Below are 16,963 nucleotides of genomic sequence, written 5' to 3' on the forward strand. Positions count from 1 at the left end.
CGGCTTCAGGTGCGGGGACGCTTGCCGTACCTGAAGCCGAAGATGTACTCACGGGTCTCGCTCGGGTGGAAGGCGACGCCGACCCCCGGCTCGAAGGCGACGTTGTCCCGCGAGCAGTAGTAGAGCTCCTGCCACACCAGGAGCGCCTGCTCGCGGGCTGGCGCCTCGGCCTGGTCGCGTTTGCGCGCGCCGTGCGCGCCGAGGACGAACATCAGCCCGAACCACCAGAAGACGCCCGTCACGCAGAACGGCCCCAGCAGGTCCACCAGCAGGTTCGTCTTCTCGGTCATGGCCAGGGTCAGCGCGAGCACCACGTGCGCCAGCGCGGCGAAGCCGAGCATGACGTAACCCTGGTGGCGGGCGCGGGGCACCTCGTGCCTGGCAGGGAAGGACAGCCACACCGCCAGCTGTGTCCTGGTCATGGGGTGCTTCCTGGTGCCGATGAGCGAGGCGGCGGGAAGGTCGACGACGGCGCGTTCCTTGGGCATGCTGGCGCGCCCGAGGTGGAAGCTCGTGCCCTCGGCCACGGCCCCCGGCACCGACGTCACCCTGTCGGCAGAGCCGCACTCCGGACAGGACAGATCCATCCGGGCAGTCTGGCCCTGACGTACGGCTGGCGCAAATCGGGCCGTAAAGTCCTCAACGTGATTGAGGCACTTGTGAAGAGCCTTCCCGAGGGAAGGGTGCTGACCGACCCCGACGTGGTCGACTCCTATGCACGCGACCGCACGTTCCTCGAGCCTGGCAAGGCTCTCGGGGTGGTTCTGGCCACCTGCCGCGACGACGTCGTGACCACCATGCGGTGGGCCACCGAGCACCGGGTGCCCGTCGTGCCGCGCGGCGCCGGCACCGGCCTGGCGGGCGCGGCCACCGCCAGCGAGGGCTCGATCGTGCTGTCGCTGGCCCGGATGACCGCGATCCGCGAGCTGAACCCCGCCGACGAGATCGCCGTCGTCGAGCCCGGCGTGATCACCGCGGACCTCGACAGGGCGGCCAGGCAGCACGGGCTGATGTACGCGCCCGACCCCTCCTCCTACGAGATCTCGACCATCGGCGGCAACCTGGCCACCAACGCGGGCGGGCTGCGCTGCGTGAAGTACGGCGTGACCCGCGACTCCGCGCTCGGGCTCGAGGTGGTGCTGGCCGACGGCCGGATACTCAACACCGGCCGCCGCACCGTCAAAGGCGTCACGGGCTACGACCTGACCGGCCTGTTCGTCGGCTCGGAGGGCACCCTCGGCGTCATCACCTCGGCGACGGTACGGCTGCGCCGTGCCCCGATCGCCCCGCCGGCGACGATCGCCGCGGAGTTCGGCTCGCTGCGCGACGCCGCCGCGGCGGTCTCGGCGATCATCGCGGCCGGCTGCCAGCCGTCCCTGATGGAGCTGCTGGACCGGGCCACGCTGAAGGCGATCGACGACTGGCGCAACATCGGCCTCGAGGACGCCACCCAGGCCATGCTGATCGGCCAGTCGGACGCCTCCGACGGCCAGGCGATGGCGGCGGTGATGCAGGAGCTGTGCGAGGCGAACGGCGCCTCGTTCGTGGCGGTGTCGTCCTCGCCCGAGGAAACCGAGGACCTCATCGGGATCAGGCGCATGGCCTACGAGGCCAAGGAGCGCCTCGGCGCCTGCCTGGTGGAGGACGTGTGCGTGCCGCGGTCGAAGCTGCCCGACATGATCACGGCGGTGGAGGCGGCGGCCGCGCGCCACGACGTGATGATCTGCACGGTGGCCCACGCGGGCGACGGCAACCTGCACCCCGTCTTCATCTTCGAGCACGGCACGCTGGAGCCGCCCGCCAACGTGTGGGCGGCGGCCGACGAGGTGTTCAAGGCGGCGCTGGAGCTCGGCGGCACGCTGACCGGCGAGCACGGCGTCGGGCTGCTGAAGCGGCGCTGGCTCGGGCTGGAGGCCGGCCCGGTCGTGACCGAGGTGCAGAAGGGCATCAAGCAGGTCTTCGACCCGCTCGGCATCCTCAACCCGGGCAAGGCGATCTGAGCGTCGTCGCGCCGGACGCCGGGCGGGCGTGACCTGCGAGGTGGAGGCCGGTACGGAGTTCGTGCCGGCCTCTGACTGCACCCAGTCGATCGCAATCCGGACACATCGTCAAACCCGGGGGACGACCCACGAACCACACTGATAACGTTTTGCCCCACCTATGACGGAATACGGGGGTTCGACGTGACTCAGTTCCAGCCGTTGGCGGCTGACGACCCGCGTCGGCTGGGTGTGTTCGAGATCACCGCGCGGCTCGGCGAGGGCGGGCAAGGCGTGGTCTACCTGGGCAAGGGCCCGGCAGGCGAGCAGGTGGCGGTCAAGCTCCTGCACAACGCGCTGGTGGCCGACGCCGACGCGCGCACGAGGTTCCTGCGCGAGGTTGCGGTGGCGCAGCGGGTGGCCCGGTTCTGCACCGCGCCCGTGCTGCACGCCGATCTGGAGGGCAGCCGGCCGTACATCGTGACGGACTACGTGCCGGGGCCGTCCCTGCGGCAGCTGGTCGACCAGGAGGGACCGCGCAGGGGCGCGGCCCTGGAGCGGCTGGGCATCAGCACGGCCACCGCCCTGGCGGCCATCCACCGCGCGGGCATCCTGCACCGCGACTTCAAGCCCGCGAACGTGCTCATGGGGCCGGAGGGCCCCGTGGTGATCGACTTCGGCATCGCCCGCGCCCTGGACTCCCCGGGCGCGACGGCCACGGGCATGGCCATGGGCACGCCGGCCTACCTCGCCCCCGAGCAGCTGAGCGGCGCGCCGGTCTCGGAGGCGGCCGACGTGTTCGCCTGGGGCGTCACGATGGTGTTCGCGGCGACGGGCAAGCCCGCCTTCGGCTCCGACTCCATCCCCGTGGTCATGAACCGGATCCTGAACGAGGAACCGGAGATCAGCGGGCTGGACGGGGTGCTCGGCGGGCTCGTGGCGGCCTGCCTGTCCAAGGACCCCTCGCTGCGGCCCACGGCCGAGCAGCTGGTCGCGCGTCTCACCGGCCAGACGACCGGCGAGACGGCGCTCGGGGTCCACCAGACCGGCAGCACGCTGCCGCCGCCGTTCCCCCAGCCCGGACAATCCGGACAACCTGGACAGCCCGCCGCGCACCCCCCGGCACCGGCCGGCGGCCAGGCCGCCCCCGTCGGTGGCCAGCCCGCCCCTGTCGGCGGCCAGCCCGCCCCGGCCAACGGCCGGCCCGCCCCTGTCGGCGGCCAGCCCGTGCCGCCGCCCGGCGCGCCCGGGGGCCCGCCGGTGCCGCCTGGCGGCCCCGCCGTGCCGCCGCAGCCCTTCGCGCCCGGCGCTCCCCCGCCCGGCACCGCCGTCCCCGGCCAGCGCCCGCCGTCCGGCGACACGGCGCCCTCCGGCGGCCCGAGCGCCCGCCGCCGCACCGTGACCGTGGCGCTGTCGGCCGCCGCCGCCGGCGCGCTCCTGCTGGGCGGCACCGTCGTGTGGGCGAACGCCGGCAAGGCGGTCCCGGCGGAGCTTGTCGCGGTGGACTCCCCCGCCAGCGGGACCGACCAGGACCCGGCGGCCAAAAACCAGGCGGGCCCGAACCAGCCGGCGCAGAACCAGCCGGGGCAGGACACCACCGTGGCACCCACCGACGTGCTGCCGCCCGACGCGCAGCCGACCGAAACCGACGTCATCCCCGAGCTGGTGGAGGCCACGCCCGGGCCCGAGGCGACCGCGTCCGGGCCGAAGGAGCGGGACGTGCCGTCGGTGTCGGTGCCGCACACCACGGTGCCGCACGCCACGGCGCCTCCCACCCAGCGCCAGCAGCCGCGGCCGACGGCGGAGCCGACCAGGAAGAGGCCGACGGCCAAGCCGACCAAGAGCACCGGGCTGGTCGACCCCGACCCCGACCCGACGGGGTTGACGGAGCCGACGACCGGCGTCGCCTACGGCCAGCCCAGCACCAAGCCGACCGCCAGGCCCACGGTGAAGCCCACCGTGAAGCCCACGGTGAAGCCGACGACCACGGCGAAGCCGAGCCCGTCGCCGAAGCCGAACCCCTACACGGCGACCGGCGTCTGCGGCGCGGGCTACAAGGTGATCAACTCGCACGCGCTGGGCACGAAGGCCACGGTCTACCTGCTGTACAACACCAGCGCGGGCAAGAACTGCGTGATCACCATGTCCAAGTACGTGGTGCCCGCCAAGGTGTCGATGAACGCCGTCCTCCAGGTGCAGGGCGGCGCCAGCGGCGCCAACCCCGGTTCGTACACCGCCTACGCCGGGCCGCTGCGGCTGGCGGCGGTCAAGAAGTGCGTGATCTGGGGAGGCTCCTGGGGCACGCTGTCGTGGAAGAGCGGCTGGAGCCACTGCGGCTGAGCCACCCCCGCTGACCCGCTGAAGGGCCCGGCGGACGCCTACCCGCGTCCGCCGGGCCCTCGGCGTTGCCGGGGGCTTCCACGGGCATCACCCCGTTGCTACATTGTTGACGTGATCGTCAAGTCTGAGACGCTGACCGCGCGCGGGCGGCGGACCAGGGCCGCGCTCCTGCAGGCGGGGCGCGAGGCGTTCGAGCAGCACGGCTACGACGCCGTGCGCATCGACGACGTCTGCGCCAGGGCCGGGGTCTCCCACGGCACCTTCTACACCTACTTCGACTCGAAGGAGACGCTGTTCGGCGAGGTCGCGGGCGCGGCGGTCGGCGAGATGTTCGCCGCCAGCGTCGTCGGGCCCGCCGCCCCCGACGACCCCTACGCCCGCGTCGAGGCCGCCAACCAGCTCTACCTGCGGGCATGGGCGGCCAACTCGCGCCTGCTCAGGATGCTGGAGCACATCGCGACCGGCGACGACCGCTTCCGCGGGCTGCTGCTGGAGCTGCGGGAGGTGTTCGTCCGGCGCGGCGCCGAGGGCCTGCGCCGCCTGCAGGAGCAGGGGCTGGCCGATCCCGACCTCGACCCCAGGCTGACGGCCATCATGCTGGGCGGCATGGTGGAGCACTTCGCCCACGTGTGGCTGGACCTCGGCGAGCGCGCCGACGAGCGCACCGCCGTCGACCACCTGACCAGGCTCTGGGCCCGGGCGATCGGGCTGACGCGGCCGTCAACTTCCGAGCCCGACCCGCCGCTGACACGCACATCGACTTCCGAGCCCGACCCGCCGCTGACACGGACGTCGGCTTCCGAGCCCGACCCCCGATCGAACGAGCCCGGCCCCCCATCGAAGGGGACGTCGGCTTCCGAGCCCGAGCCGCCGTTCGTCCGGCGGGCGGACGGCGGCGGAGGATGCATGTCCGGCAGCGGCGGAAAGGAGGACAGGTGATCATCAGCAGGCTGGATCCCACCGATCCGGACTACCAGGCCCGCAGGCGCGCCATGCTCGCCAAGCTCGCCGACCTGGACGCCGAGCACGCCAAGGCCGTCGCGGGCGGCGGCGAGAAGTACGTGGAGCGCCACCGCGGACGGGGCAAGCTCCTGGCGAGGGAACGCGTCGAGCTGCTCATCGACCCCGACTCCGCCTTCCTCGAACTGTCCCCGCTGGCCGCCTGGGGAAGCGACTTCCCCGTGGGCGCGAGCGTGGTGACCGGCATCGGCGTCATCGAGGGCGTCGAATGCGTGATCACGGCCAACGACCCGACCGTCAGGGGCGGCGCGTCCAACCCGTGGACGCTCAGGAAGACCCTGCGGGCGGCCGACATCGCGCTGCGCAACCGCCTGCCGTACGTGAACCTGGTGGAGTCGGGCGGCGCCGACCTGCCGACGCAGAAGGAGATCTTCATCCCCGGCGGGCAGATCTTCAGGGACCTGACGCGGCTGTCGGCCGCGGGCGTCCCGACGATCGCGCTGGTCTTCGGCAACTCCACGGCGGGCGGCGCCTACGTGCCCGGCATGAGCGACTACGTGGTGATGGTCAAGGGGCGCGCGAAGGTGTTCCTGGGCGGCCCGCCGCTGGTCAAGATGGCCACCGGCGAGGAGTCCGACGACGAGTCGCTCGGCGGGGCCGAGATGCACGCGCGCGTCAGCGGCCTGGCCGACCACCTGGCCGCCGACGAGCACGACGCGCTGCGCATCGGCAGGGGCATCGTCAGGTCGCTGCGGTGGCGCAAGCTCGGCGTCGGTCCGCGGGCCGTACGGGAGCCGGCGTACCCGGAGGAGGAGCTGAGGGGGATCGTCCCCGAGGACCTCAAGGTGCCCTTCGACCCGCGCGAGGTGATCGCGCGGGTGGTCGACGGCAGCGAGTTCGAGGAGTTCAAGCCGCTCTACGGGCCCAGCCTGGTCACCGGGTGGGCGATGCTGCACGGCTACCCGGTGGGCATCCTCGCCAACGCGCGCGGCGTGCTGTTCAGCGAGGAGGCGCAGAAGGCCGCGCAGTTCATCCAGCTGGCCAACCAGACGCGCACGCCGCTGCTGTTCCTGCAGAACACGACCGGCTACATGGTCGGCAAGGACTACGAGCAGGGCGGCATCATCAAGCACGGCGCGATGATGATCAACGCGGTGTCGAACTCGACGGTCCCGCACCTGACGGTCGTCATGGGCGCCTCCTACGGGGCGGGCAACTACGGCATGTGCGGGCGCGCCTACGAGCCGCGCTTCCTGTTCTCCTGGCCGAGCGCGAAGTCGGCCGTGATGGGTCCCGCGCAGCTGGCCGGCGTGCTGTCGATCGTCGGCAGGCAGGCGGCGCAGGCCCGCGGGCAGATCTACGACGAGGAGGCCGACGCGGCGATGCGGGCCATGGTGGAGGCGCAGATCGAGCAGGAGTCGCTGCCGTTCTTCCTGTCCGGCCGGCTCTACGACGACGGGGTCATCGACCCGCGCGACACCCGCACGGTCCTCGGGCTGTGCCTGTCGGCGATCAACAGCGCGGCCGTCCCCGAGGCGGCTGGATTCGGGGTGTTCCGGCCATGACCCATCCCGCGAACGGGCGGCCCGCCATCACCAAGCTGCTGGTGGCCAACAGGAGCGAGATCGCCCGCAGGATCTTCCGCACCTGCCGCGAGCTCGGCATCGAGACGGTCGCGGTCTTCTCCGACGCCGACGAGGGCGCTCCGCACGTGGCGGAGGCCGACCTGGCCGTACGGCTCGGCAGGCCGTCGGCCTACCTCGACGCCGACGCGCTCGTCGCGGCGGCGCGGCGGGCGGGCGCCGACGCGGTGCACCCCGGCTACGGGTTCCTGTCGGAGAACGCCGGCTTCGCCCGCGCCGTGATCGCGGCGGGCCTGACCTGGGTGGGCCCGCCGCCGGAGGCGATCGCCGCGATGGGCTCCAAGATCGAGGCCAAGCGGCTGATGGCCGGGGCGGGCGTGCCCGTCCTGCCGTCGCTGACACCCGGCACGGCCCAGGCACGGAAGGACGCGGCCCGGGCACAGGAGGACGAAGCCGGGGCACAGGAGGACGCGGCCCGGGCGCAGGAGGGCGAAGCCGGGGCACAGGAGGACGCGGCCGGGGCACAGGAGGGCGAAGCCGGGACGCAGGAGGACGCGGCCCGGGCGCAGGAGGGCGCGGGCTGGCGCTACCCGCTGCTGGTCAAGGCGTCGGCCGGGGGTGGCGGGCGCGGCATGCGCGTCGTCAGGGTGCCCGGCGAGCTGGAGGCGGCCCTGGCGGCCGCGGAACGGGAGGCGGAGTCCGCCTTCGGCGACGGCACCGTGTTCGTCGAGCCGCTGCTCGAGCGCGCCCGCCACATCGAGGTGCAGGTGCTCGCCGACGTCCACGGCACGGTGTGGGCACTGGGCGAGCGGGAGTGCTCGATCCAGCGCCGCCACCAGAAGGTGGTGGAGGAGTGCCCCTCCCCCGCCGTCACCCCCGCGCTGCGCGAGCGGCTGGAGGCGGCGGCGGTCGCGGCCGCCACGACGATCGGCTACGTCGGCGCGGGCACGGTGGAGTTCCTCGTCAAGGACGACACGATCGCCTTCCTGGAGATGAACACCCGCCTGCAGGTGGAACACCCGGTGACCGAGCTGGTCTACGGCGTCGACCTGGTGGAGCTGCAACTGCGCGTCGCCGAGGGCGAGCGGCTGCCGGACGCCAGGCCGGCGCCGCGCGGGCACGCGGTCGAGGTCAGGCTGTACGCGGAGGACGCCGCCCACCTGCCCCAGTCGGGGGTGGTCGAGCTGTTCGACATCCCGGGGCCGGTCCGGGTCGACTCCGGCGTCGAGTCCGGCACGGTCGTCTCCACGCACTACGACCCGATGCTGGCGAAGATCATCGGGTACGGCGGGAGCCGTACCGAGGCGATCAGGAAGCTGGCCGCCGCGCTGGGCAAGGCCCGCGTCCACGGCCTGGCCACGAACCGGTCGCTGCTGCTGGACATCGTGCGGCACCCGGCGTTCGTGGCGGGAGAGACGCACACGGGTTTCCTCGACCAGCACGACTTCCCGGGTCCCGCCGCGCCCACCGCCCTTGAGGCGCTGGCGGCGGCGCTGGCCATGGCGGCCCGCAACAGGAGCGCGGCCACCGTGCAGCGCGGCCTGCCGTCCGGATGGCGCAACGTCAGGTCGCAGCCGCAGGTGGCCAGGTTCGAGGAGATCGAGGTCTGCTACGACCCGGTGCCGGAGGAGGTGACCGTCGTCAGCGTGACGCCGCACCAGGTGGTCGTCGAGGTGGACGGCGTGCGCCGCGCGTTCGCCGTCGCCCACCACGGCGGCCGCGTCCACGTCGGCGACACCAGGCTCACGCCGCTCCCCCGCCTGCCCGAACCCGCCGAGCACCACGTCCCCGGCTCCCTGCTGGCCCCCATGCCGGGTAGCGTGCTGCGCGTCGAGGTCGAGCAGGGCGACGCCGTCGTCAAGGGGCAGGTGGTCCTGGCGCTCGAAGCGATGAAGATGGAGCATCAGATCGCCGCACCCGCCGATGGGGTCGTCGCCGCCGTCATGGTGGAGAAGGGCTCGCAGGTCGAGGCGGACGCCGTGCTGGCGGTCATCGAGGAAGGGGAAGCATGACGCGCCTGGTCCACAAGGAGCTGAAGGATGGCATCGCCACCATCACCCTCGACTCTCCGCCCAACCGCAACGCGCTGTCGGTGCGGCTGCTGGGCGATCTCGAGGACCGGCTGAACTGGGCGCTGGCCGAGCCCGAGGTGCGGGTGATCGTGCTGACCGGCACCGGCACGGTGTTCTGCTCGGGCGCCGATCTGAAGGAGCAGCGCATCGAGCCCGCGCGCGGCGTGAGCGACGCGCCCGTGACCGCGTCGTTCCCGGAGATCATGACGCTGATCTGGGAGAGCCCCAAGCCGGTCATCTGCCGCATGAACGGCACCGCCCGCGCCGGTGGCCTGGGCCTGGTGGCCTCCTGCGACTTCGCGGTCGCCCCGCTGACCGCGTCGTTCGCCTTCTCCGAGGTACGGCTCGGCGTGGTGCCCGCGATGATCTCGGTGCCGGTCCTGCGGCGCCTGGAGGCCAGGGCCGCGGCCGAGTACCTCATGACGGGCGAGGTGTTCGACGCGGCGCGGGCCAGGGAGATCGGCCTCATCAACCGGGCGGTGCCGATGGAGGAGCTCGACGCCACCGTCGCCCACTACGCCGAGATGCTGGTCAAGGGCGGCCCCGAGGCGCTGGCGATCACCAAGCGCCTGGTCCGCGACCTGCCCCAGGTCTCCTTCGAGGAGGGCCTCAGGCAGATGACGGCGCTGTCGGCCCAGCGCTTCACCTCCGAGGAGGGCCAGGAGGGCATCGCCGCCTTCATGGAGAAGAGGCCGCCGAGGTGGTGCTGAGGATCGCCAACTGCAGCGGCTTCTACGGCGACCGGCTGTCGGCGGCCCGCGAGATGGTCGAGGGCGGGCCGATCGACGTGCTCACCGGCGACTGGCTGGCGGAGCTGACCATGCTGATCCTGGCGGGCAACCGGTCGAAGGGCCGCCCCGGCTACGCGCCGACCTTCGTCAAACAGATGGAGCAGGTCCTCGGCACCTGCCTCGAACGCGGCATCAAGGTCGTCTCCAACGCCGGAGGGCTCGATCCCGAGGGGTGCGCCGCGGCGGTCGAGAACCTGGGGCTGGGCGCCAAGGTCGCCTACGTCACCGGCGACGACGTCACGGGGCACGACCTCGACCTGGTCAACCTCGACACCGGTGAGAAGCTCGCCGAGCCCGTGCTGACCGCCAACGCCTACCTCGGCGCCCGGCCCATCGCCGCCGCCCTTTCCGCCGGCGCCGACGTCGTGGTCACCGGCAGGGTCACCGACGCCGCGCTGGTCACCGGTCCCGGCATCTGGCACTACGGCTGGCGGCCCGGCGACCTCGACGCCCTGGCCGGTTCGGTCGTGGCCGGGCACGTCATCGAGTGCGGCTGCCAGGCGACGGGCGGCAACTACGCCTTCCTGCACGAGGTGCCCGACCTGGCCCACTGCGGCTTCCCCCTCGTCGAGCTGCACGAGGACGGCTCGTCGGTGATCACCAAGCATCCCGGCACCGGCGGCACGGTCTCGGTGGGCACGGTCACCGCGCAACTGCTGTACGAGATCGGCGCGCCGCGCTACCTCGGGCCCGACGTGGTGGCCCGCTTCGACACCGTCCAGCTGGCGCAGGAGGGGCCCGACCGGGTGCGCGTGTCCGGGGTGAAGGGCGAGCCGCCGCCCGGCACGCTGAAGGTGGCGGTGAACTATCTGGCCGGGTACCGCAACACGATGACGCTCGTGCTGACGGGGCTCGACCTGGAGGACAAGGTCCGGGTGGCGCAGGAGGCGATCTGGGCCAGGGTGCCGCGCGAGTCGTTCGAGTCGGTGGACGTCTCCTTCGACCCGCCGCTGCTGCGGATCACCGTCATGGACCGTGACCCCCGCCGGGTGGGGCGGGCCTTTTCCTCAGCCGTGGTGGAGACGGGCCTGGCCAGCTATCCGGGCTTCTACGGCCTGGCGCCGCCGGGGGACGCCACGCCGTACGGCGTGTACTGGCCGACGCTCGTCCCCGCGGCCGAGGTGCGTCCCAGGATCTTCGTCGGCGGTGAGGAGGTCGAGCTCCCACCGGGGGACGGCCCGCCGCCCGCGGTCGACGCCCCGGCCGGCAGACCGCTCACCGCGCACACCCTGGCCGACACGCCACTCACCGCGCACACCCCGGTCGACAGGCCGCTCACCGGGGGCAGTCCGGCCGACAGGCCGCTCACCGGGGACACCCCGGCCGGCCAGCCAACCGCCGTCGGGGCCCGCGCCGAGGCGGGGCCGTCGTGGTGGGACGGGGACGGGAGGCCGACGGTCGCCGCGCCGCTGGGGCGGGTGGCCGGGGCCAGGTCGGGAGACAAGGGCGGCAACGCGAACCTCGGCGTGTGGGTGCGCACCCCCGAGGAGTACCGGTGGCTGGCCGAGACGCTGACCGTCGAGCGGCTCGGGGCCCTGCTGCCCGCGCTGCGGGACCATCCGATCGAGCGGTACGAGCTGCCCAACCTCAACGCGCTGAACTTCGTCGTCCACGGGCTGCTGGGCCGGGGTGTCGCGGCGAGCACCCGGCTCGACCCGCAGGCCAAGGCGCTCGGTGAGGAACTGCGCGCCCAGGTGGTGGAGATCCCGGACAGCTTCCTGCGCGCCCACCGCTAGCGGCCCCTGACCGCCTGGTTCTCCAGCGCCCGGCTGAACGGCCGGCGAGGCTCCACCGGACGCGCCGGCCGACGGGGCCGGACCCATCGATCCGCAGGACGCGCCGGCCGACAAGCCCAGACCCATCGATCCGCAGGACGCGCCAGCCGACAAGCCCAGACCCATCGGTCCGCAGGGCGTGCCGGCCGGCGCGGCGAGAGCCGTCTGGCCCGTTGGACGGTGGCGTCAGGTGGTGGCCCGGGCGGCGAGGAGGGCGGCGCCGAGCAGTCCGGCACGCGGGCCGAGCGCCGACACCTCCACGCGAGGCGGGTGCCGGAAGGCCAGGCGGCCGGCGAGGCCCGCCCGCAGCGGGGCGACCAGCGCCTCCCCCGCCTGCGCGAGCCCTCCCCCGATGACGATGATCGCCGGGTCCAGCAGCAGCGTGTAGGTGGCCAGGGCCAGGGCGAGGGCCGCCACGGCCTCCTGCCACACCTGGCGCGCCACCGCGTCGGTGCGGGCGAGCACCGCCGCGGCCGAGGTCTCCCCGCAGCGGGCGGCGATCGCCGCTGCCGAAGCGTAGGCGGCCAGGCAGCCACGCTGCCCGCAGCCGCACGGCAGCCCGTCCGGATGGACCGGGATGTGACCGATCTGCCCCGCCCATCCGCTCGCTCCGCCGTACAGGGCTCCGTCGAGCGCCATCGCGCCCGCGATGCCGGTTCCGATGGGCAGGAACAGCACGTTCGGCTCGTCGCGGGCGGCGCCGTAGGCCAGCTCGGCCGCGCCGGCCGCGCGCACGTCATGGCCGAGCGTGACGGGCAGCGGCACGTCCGTGAAGGCGGCGGCGGGCACGTCGCGCCAGCCGAAGGCGGCCGAGAAGACCGCGTGCGTGGACGTGACCAGGCCCGGGACGGCCAGGCCCACGGCGGTGGGCCGCAGCCCGCCGCGCGGCGCGGCCAGGTCGGAGACGAAGGCGGAGATCGCGGCGATCACCGCTTCGGGCCCGTCGGCCCGCGGTGTCGGGCGGCTCTCGGCATGGAGGACGGTGCCGTCGCGGACGAGCCCGCCCTTCATCGTCGTCCCACCGACATCAACTGCTACAACACACTTCATTCGCATATCGTTACTCATTTGCTATAAAAACGATATGCGGTTCTGGATCGTGACGGCGTTCGGCATCGCGACGGTGGTGGCGTGCTGCGCCATCCAGGCCGGACACGGCCTCCTCACCGAGGAGCGGTGGACGGAGGCCGCACGCGCGGCGGTCATGCTCCTGGCCGGGGCGTGGACCGGAGCGCGGCGGGAGACCAGGACCATCGGCATGATCTTCATGTTCGGCGGCCTGCTGGGGCTGGTCGGGCTGGTGAGCGACCTGCCGGGGGTGCGCCTCGACTCCGGCCAGGACGTCGGCCTGGAGACCTGGCTGCACTTCTGGATCTGGCTGCCCCAGGTGATGGCGCCGCTGCTGCTGGTCACCGCCCTCTTCCCGGACGGTCGACCGGTCTGGCCGTGGCTGACCTGGCTCTCGGTGCTGGTCATCGGGTGCGCGTCGGCCTTCCTCGCCACCTACGACTGGCCGCGGGGCGATGGGGGGCAGGGCGGCAATCCGGTCTCGCTTCCGCCCGCGGTGGACGCCGCGGCGTCGTTCGGCGCGCTGTTCCTGACCCCGGCCGCCGCCCTGCTGGTGCTGGCCTCGCTGGTGGTCAAACAGTGGGGGGACGACAGTCCCGCGGCGCTGTACCCGATCGCCGTGCTGCTGGCCGCCGTGCCGTTCGCGCTGTTGCAGGCGGTCGGCTGGTTTCCCGCCTTCCACGCCGCCGCCATCGCCGCGGGTAGCGCGGCCGTCGGCGCGGGGACCGGTGGGGCGGCCAGGCCGACGGCGCGCCCCTCATGGCTGCCCGCATGGGTCAGGGCGAGGCGCGTCGTCTGGCGACACGAGCGGAACAACCACGACGGCCGGCGGCGTTCGTCCGGTCGATGAAGGGCGCACCGTCGATTTGTCACCGATCGCCGCGTCCGCCAAGGTGAACCGCATGCAGATCCGCCGCCTCGACGACTCCGACCTCGACGCCTGCGCCGCCCTCGCCGTGAGCCGCGACTGGGGCCCCGAGCGGCACAAGTGGCGCTTCCTGCTGGAGGTCGGCGAGGCCTACGGCATCGACGCCCCCGACGGCGACGGCCTGGCCGCCACCAACATCGTCACCCTGTACGGCGACGACCACGCCGTGATCAGCATGGTCCTCACCGCCACCAGGTACGCCAGGCAGGGTCTGGCCCGCGGGCTCATGGACCACGTGATGCGGCGGGCGAGCGGCAGGACGGTCTCGCTGCACGCGACCGAGAACGGCCGCCTCCTCTACGAGCAGGCCGGTTTCCGCACGGTCACCCCCGTCGTCACCCACCGGGGCCGCTTCACCGGCCAGGCGTCTGGTACCACCCGCGAGGTGAAGGACCCCGCCGACCTGGAGGCTGTCGTCGCCTTCGACGCCGGGCGCTTCGGCGCCGACCGCTCGGCGGTACTGCGCGCGATGCCGGTCTTCCACGAACGGGTCAGGGTGGCCGAGCGCGACGGCGAGCTGACCGGGTTCGGCGGCGTGTGGCGCAACGACGACACGCTCGCGGTCGGTCCGGTCGTGGCCGACGACCCCGCCACCGCACGCGAGCTCATCGCCGACCTGGTGGCGGGCGCCGAGCTGCCGGTGCGTCTCGATCTCGACGTGCGCCACCCGGAGCTGGTGGCGTGGGCGGAGGCCAACGGCGTGGGCCACTTCTTCACCACCACCGCGATGGTCCACGGGGGCGATCTGCCGGGCGACTTCACGCGCCTGTTCACGCCGACGATGCAGGCGCTGGGTTGACCCGAAAACCAGAACATGGTTCGGTTCTGGGATGGCATCGAGCTCTTCGCACATCGACGTCAGCCTGATCGACTTCGACGCGCTCGGCACGTGGATGGACGCCGAGGGGCTGCCGGGCGGGCGCCTGGAGAACGTCCGGCCGGTCCAGGGCGGCACCCAGAACGTCATGGTGCGCTTCGAGCGCGGCGGCGTGCCGTACGTGCTGCGCAGGCCGCCGCAGCACGCGCGGGCGAAGAGCAACGAGGCGCTGCGCCGTGAGGCGCGGGTGCTGGCGGCGCTGCGCGGCACGGACGTGCCCGCGCCGCGACTGGTCGCCGCGCAGACGGCCCGCGAGCCGGTCTTCTACCTGATGGAGCCGGTCGACGGCGTCAACCCGACACTCGGCCTGCCCGAGCCCCACGCCTCCGATCCGGTGATCAGGCAGCGGATGGGGCTGGAGGCGGCGGTCGCGCTCGCCTCGCTCGGCAGGGTCTCCCCCGACGTGCTGCCCGGCTTCGGCCGACCCGAGGGGTTCCTCGAACGGCAGGTGCCGCGCTGGATGGGCGAGCTCGACTCGTACGGCAGGCTGGACGGCTACCCCGGCCCGCGGATCCCCCGGCTGCGCGAGACGGCCGAGTGGCTGGAGCGCAACAGACCCGCGACGTTCACCCCGGGGATCATGCACGGCGACTACCACCTGGCCAACCTGATGTACTCCCGCGAGGGGCCGTGGGTGGCCGCGATCGTCGACTGGGAGATGTGCACGATCGGCGACCCCCTGCTCGACCTCGGCTGGCTGGTGGCCACCCTGCCGTCGGCGCGCGAGCAGGTGCCCGGACTGCCCGCGCCCGAGGAGCTGATCGCCTGCTACGCCGAGTTGTCCGAGCGGGATCTGTCGGCGGTCGACTGGTACGTGGTCATGGCCTGCTTCAAGCTCGGCATCGTCCTGGAGGGCACGCACGCGCGCGCCTGCGCGGGCAGGACACCCAAGGACATCGGCGACCTCCTGCATCAGACGGCGCTCGACCTGTTCGCCGGCGCGCAGAGCTGGATGTCGCGGTAGGCGTCCCGGCCGGCCCGCGGATAGGAGACCCACTGACCACCACTTAAGACCAAATACGGCGATTTTTCGGTCTAAACAGACGTCCACCCCCTACAATTGCGCGCAATTGTCGAGCAGTTCGGGGAAGGATCATCATGCGCATGCGGTTCCTCGGATCCACGTCGGAGGGCGGCGCCTGCCCCACCCTCTACGAGACCGACCGCGGCACCATCGTCGTCCAGGGCCTGCAGGTCACCGATCCGGAGGCGTTGGCCGACCTCAGGGACGTCCTCGACGGCGAAGGGGCGGTGGAAGTGCCACGCGAGCTGCTGGTCGACATCGCCCGCCGCGTGCTCTGACCGCTTGATCACGATTGCGAAACTGCCCCTGGTTCGACAGCCGAGCCCGGGGCTACTCTCTGTCGGCGTGACGACGTTCCAGCAGGCGCGCATCGACCTCGGGCTGCGATTGCGGCAATTACGCGAGACGGCCAAGCTGTCCGGCAAGGACCTGGCAGCCCGGCTGCAGTGGCAGGCCTCCAAGGTCTCGCGACTGGAGAACGCCCGCCAGACGGCCACCGAGGAGGACGTCCTGGCCTGGGCGGAGGCCGTCGGCGCGCCGGCCGACGGCATCGACGAACTGCTCGCGCTGGCCGTCTCCCTCGGCGTGCGCCAGGCCGACTGGGGCCAGCAGGACCGCGGCGGCATGGCCTCCATCCAGGAGGACATCCGCGAGATGGAGTCGAAGGCCACGGCGATGCGGGTCTTCGAGGGCGGCATCGTCCTGGGCCTGCTGCAGACCGCCGAGTACGCCCGCAACGTGCTGCTCCGCCTCAAGCACGCCTTCCAGACCAGCGAGGCGGTCGACGTCTCCGTCCGCGTGCGCATGCAGCGGCAGGAGATCCTCTACGATCCCTCGCGCACGTTCCGCTTCGTCATGACGGAGGGGGCGCTGCGCACCAGGATGGCCCCCGACCACGTGATGCGCGGCCAGTACGACCGGCTGCTCGCGGTCAGCACGCTGCCCAACGTGCGGCTCGGCATCATCCCCTTCGAGCACGAGATGCCGTCGGCGCCGATCACCGGCTTCTGGATGTTCGACGACGAGATCGTGCTGGTGCCGACGCGCACCAAGGAGGTGCGGCTCACCGAGCTCCATGAGATCGGCTTCTACGGCCGCCTGTTCGAGGACTACTGCAAGGTGGCGGAGTTCGACGAGGCGGGCCGCGCGCTGATCATGCGCATCCTTAACGGATAAGTCAAACAATCCGCACATTTGTCGCGACAATTGCTTGCATTTCGGACCAAGATCGTGCAACTCTAGCGCCAGTTGATGCGGAGGTGATGCACGATGCTGGACACCATGCTGTGCCTCGAGGTATTCGCCAGGGCGGCCGGCACCCACGCCGACCTGCGCGTGCAGAGCCTCGCACTGGCCAGCGACCCGGCATTCGTCTCCGTGGTCAACCGCTTCTCGCTCACCCTGGCCGAGACCGTCACCTGCTCGCCCGAGGGCGCCTTCGTCACCTCCTGGGGCTACCGGCTCGGCACCGTCGACGACGTCGACAGCGCCGCGGCCCGCCTGGCCTACCTGCTGGCCGCCCTTCCCGCCTGACCCTCGGGCGGACGGCGCCTCGATCCGCCCGCC

At 72.7% G+C, this 16,963-nt stretch carries 15 protein-coding genes; 13 read left to right on the top strand and 2 right to left on the bottom strand.

Going from position 1 to position 16,963, the window contains the following annotated elements:
* Positions 1-5: 5 nt before the first annotated feature.
* Complete coding sequence (locus tag ACWENQ_RS11110) at positions 6-587, bottom strand: hypothetical protein (protein WP_452413895.1); 582 nt, start codon at positions 585-587, stop codon at positions 6-8.
* A 57-nt stretch (positions 588-644) separates the two neighbouring features.
* On the opposite strand from ACWENQ_RS11110, the gene ACWENQ_RS11115 reads away from it, so the two are divergent.
* The 7 genes from ACWENQ_RS11115 to ACWENQ_RS11145 all read left to right on the top strand — a co-directional run bounded on the left by ACWENQ_RS11115 (position 645) and on the right by ACWENQ_RS11145 (position 11,461).
* The gene (locus tag ACWENQ_RS11115; RefSeq protein ID WP_354907289.1) at positions 645-2,000 is read left to right on the top strand and encodes an FAD-binding oxidoreductase; all 1,356 of its coding nucleotides are present in this window, start codon (positions 645-647) and stop codon (positions 1,998-2,000) included.
* Between the two features lie 183 nt (positions 2,001-2,183).
* Positions 2,184-4,319, top strand: a complete 2,136-nt coding sequence (locus ACWENQ_RS11120; protein WP_452413896.1) for a protein kinase domain-containing protein — start codon at positions 2,184-2,186, stop codon at positions 4,317-4,319.
* A gap of 111 nt (positions 4,320-4,430) precedes the next feature.
* Entirely contained in the window at positions 4,431-5,258 is an 828-nt protein-coding gene (locus tag ACWENQ_RS11125; RefSeq protein WP_452413898.1) for a TetR family transcriptional regulator, read from the top strand.
* Positions 5,222-6,844: an acyl-CoA carboxylase subunit beta gene (locus ACWENQ_RS11130; RefSeq protein WP_452413900.1), complete on the top strand. Its 1,623-nt coding sequence runs from the start codon at positions 5,222-5,224 to the stop codon at positions 6,842-6,844. The genes ACWENQ_RS11125 and ACWENQ_RS11130 overlap by 37 nt, the downstream gene beginning before the upstream one ends.
* Complete coding sequence (locus tag ACWENQ_RS11135; RefSeq protein WP_452413902.1) at positions 6,841-8,874, top strand: ATP-binding protein; 2,034 nt, start codon at positions 6,841-6,843, stop codon at positions 8,872-8,874. The genes ACWENQ_RS11130 and ACWENQ_RS11135 overlap by 4 nt, the downstream gene beginning before the upstream one ends.
* Complete coding sequence (locus ACWENQ_RS11140; protein WP_452413903.1) at positions 8,871-9,644, top strand: enoyl-CoA hydratase-related protein; 774 nt, start codon at positions 8,871-8,873, stop codon at positions 9,642-9,644. Before ACWENQ_RS11135 ends, ACWENQ_RS11140 begins: the two co-directional genes overlap by 4 nt.
* On the top strand, positions 9,635-11,461 hold the full coding sequence (locus ACWENQ_RS11145) for an acyclic terpene utilization AtuA family protein (protein WP_452413905.1): 1,827 nt from the start codon (positions 9,635-9,637) through the stop codon (positions 11,459-11,461). Before ACWENQ_RS11140 ends, ACWENQ_RS11145 begins: the two co-directional genes overlap by 10 nt.
* Positions 11,462-11,686: 225 nt before the next feature.
* Here ACWENQ_RS11145 and ACWENQ_RS11150 read toward each other — a convergent pair whose 3' ends face one another.
* Positions 11,687-12,550, bottom strand: a complete 864-nt coding sequence (locus tag ACWENQ_RS11150; protein ID WP_452413907.1) for an ROK family protein — start codon at positions 12,548-12,550, stop codon at positions 11,687-11,689.
* 34 nt (positions 12,551-12,584) lie between these two features.
* Between ACWENQ_RS11150 and ACWENQ_RS11155 the strand changes: the two genes are divergently transcribed.
* The 6 genes from ACWENQ_RS11155 to ACWENQ_RS11180 all read left to right on the top strand — a co-directional run bounded on the left by ACWENQ_RS11155 (position 12,585) and on the right by ACWENQ_RS11180 (position 16,930).
* Positions 12,585-13,418 (top strand): hypothetical protein, encoded by an 834-nt coding sequence (locus ACWENQ_RS11155; protein ID WP_452413909.1) that lies wholly within the window; start codon positions 12,585-12,587, stop codon positions 13,416-13,418.
* 52 nt (positions 13,419-13,470) lie between these two features.
* Positions 13,471-14,295 (top strand): GNAT family N-acetyltransferase, encoded by an 825-nt coding sequence (locus ACWENQ_RS11160; RefSeq protein WP_452413911.1) that lies wholly within the window; start codon positions 13,471-13,473, stop codon positions 14,293-14,295.
* 31 nt (positions 14,296-14,326) lie between these two features.
* Entirely contained in the window at positions 14,327-15,337 is a 1,011-nt protein-coding gene (locus tag ACWENQ_RS11165) for a phosphotransferase family protein (protein ID WP_452413913.1), read from the top strand.
* A 134-nt stretch (positions 15,338-15,471) separates the two neighbouring features.
* Positions 15,472-15,675 carry a hypothetical protein gene (locus ACWENQ_RS11170; protein ID WP_354907299.1) on the top strand — a complete coding sequence of 68 codons (204 nt, stop codon included), beginning with the start codon at positions 15,472-15,474 and terminating at the stop codon, positions 15,673-15,675.
* Between the two features lie 67 nt (positions 15,676-15,742).
* On the top strand, positions 15,743-16,573 hold the full coding sequence (locus ACWENQ_RS11175; RefSeq protein WP_354907300.1) for a helix-turn-helix domain-containing protein: 831 nt from the start codon (positions 15,743-15,745) through the stop codon (positions 16,571-16,573).
* A 93-nt stretch (positions 16,574-16,666) separates the two neighbouring features.
* A complete protein-coding gene (locus ACWENQ_RS11180; protein ID WP_354907301.1) occupies positions 16,667-16,930 on the top strand; it encodes a hypothetical protein in 264 nt (87 codons plus the stop codon).
* Positions 16,931-16,963: the final 33 nt, after the last annotated feature.

Source organism: Nonomuraea sp. NPDC004354, assembly GCF_053602555.1.

Bases quoted from the DNA above. Each gene is read 5' to 3' on its own strand.
- ACWENQ_RS11110 (WP_452413895.1), bottom strand. From the start codon at position 587: ATGGATCTGTCCTGTCCGGAGTGCGGCTCTGCCGACAGGGTGACGTCG.
- ACWENQ_RS11130 (WP_452413900.1), top strand. From the start codon at position 5,222: ATGCATGTCCGGCAGCGGCGGAAAGGAGGACAGGTGATCATCAGCAGG.
- ACWENQ_RS11135 (WP_452413902.1), top strand. From the start codon at position 6,841: ATGACCCATCCCGCGAACGGGCGGCCCGCCATCACCAAGCTGCTGGTG.
- ACWENQ_RS11140 (WP_452413903.1), top strand. From the start codon at position 8,871: ATGACGCGCCTGGTCCACAAGGAGCTGAAGGATGGCATCGCCACCATC.
- ACWENQ_RS11150 (WP_452413907.1), bottom strand. From the start codon at position 12,550: ATGAAGTGTGTTGTAGCAGTTGATGTCGGTGGGACGACGATGAAGGGC.
- ACWENQ_RS11155 (WP_452413909.1), top strand. From the start codon at position 12,585: ATGCGGTTCTGGATCGTGACGGCGTTCGGCATCGCGACGGTGGTGGCG.
- ACWENQ_RS11160 (WP_452413911.1), top strand. From the start codon at position 13,471: ATGCAGATCCGCCGCCTCGACGACTCCGACCTCGACGCCTGCGCCGCC.
- ACWENQ_RS11165 (WP_452413913.1), top strand. From the start codon at position 14,327: ATGGCATCGAGCTCTTCGCACATCGACGTCAGCCTGATCGACTTCGAC.
- ACWENQ_RS11170 (WP_354907299.1), top strand. From the start codon at position 15,472: ATGCGCATGCGGTTCCTCGGATCCACGTCGGAGGGCGGCGCCTGCCCC.
- ACWENQ_RS11180 (WP_354907301.1), top strand. From the start codon at position 16,667: ATGCTGGACACCATGCTGTGCCTCGAGGTATTCGCCAGGGCGGCCGGC.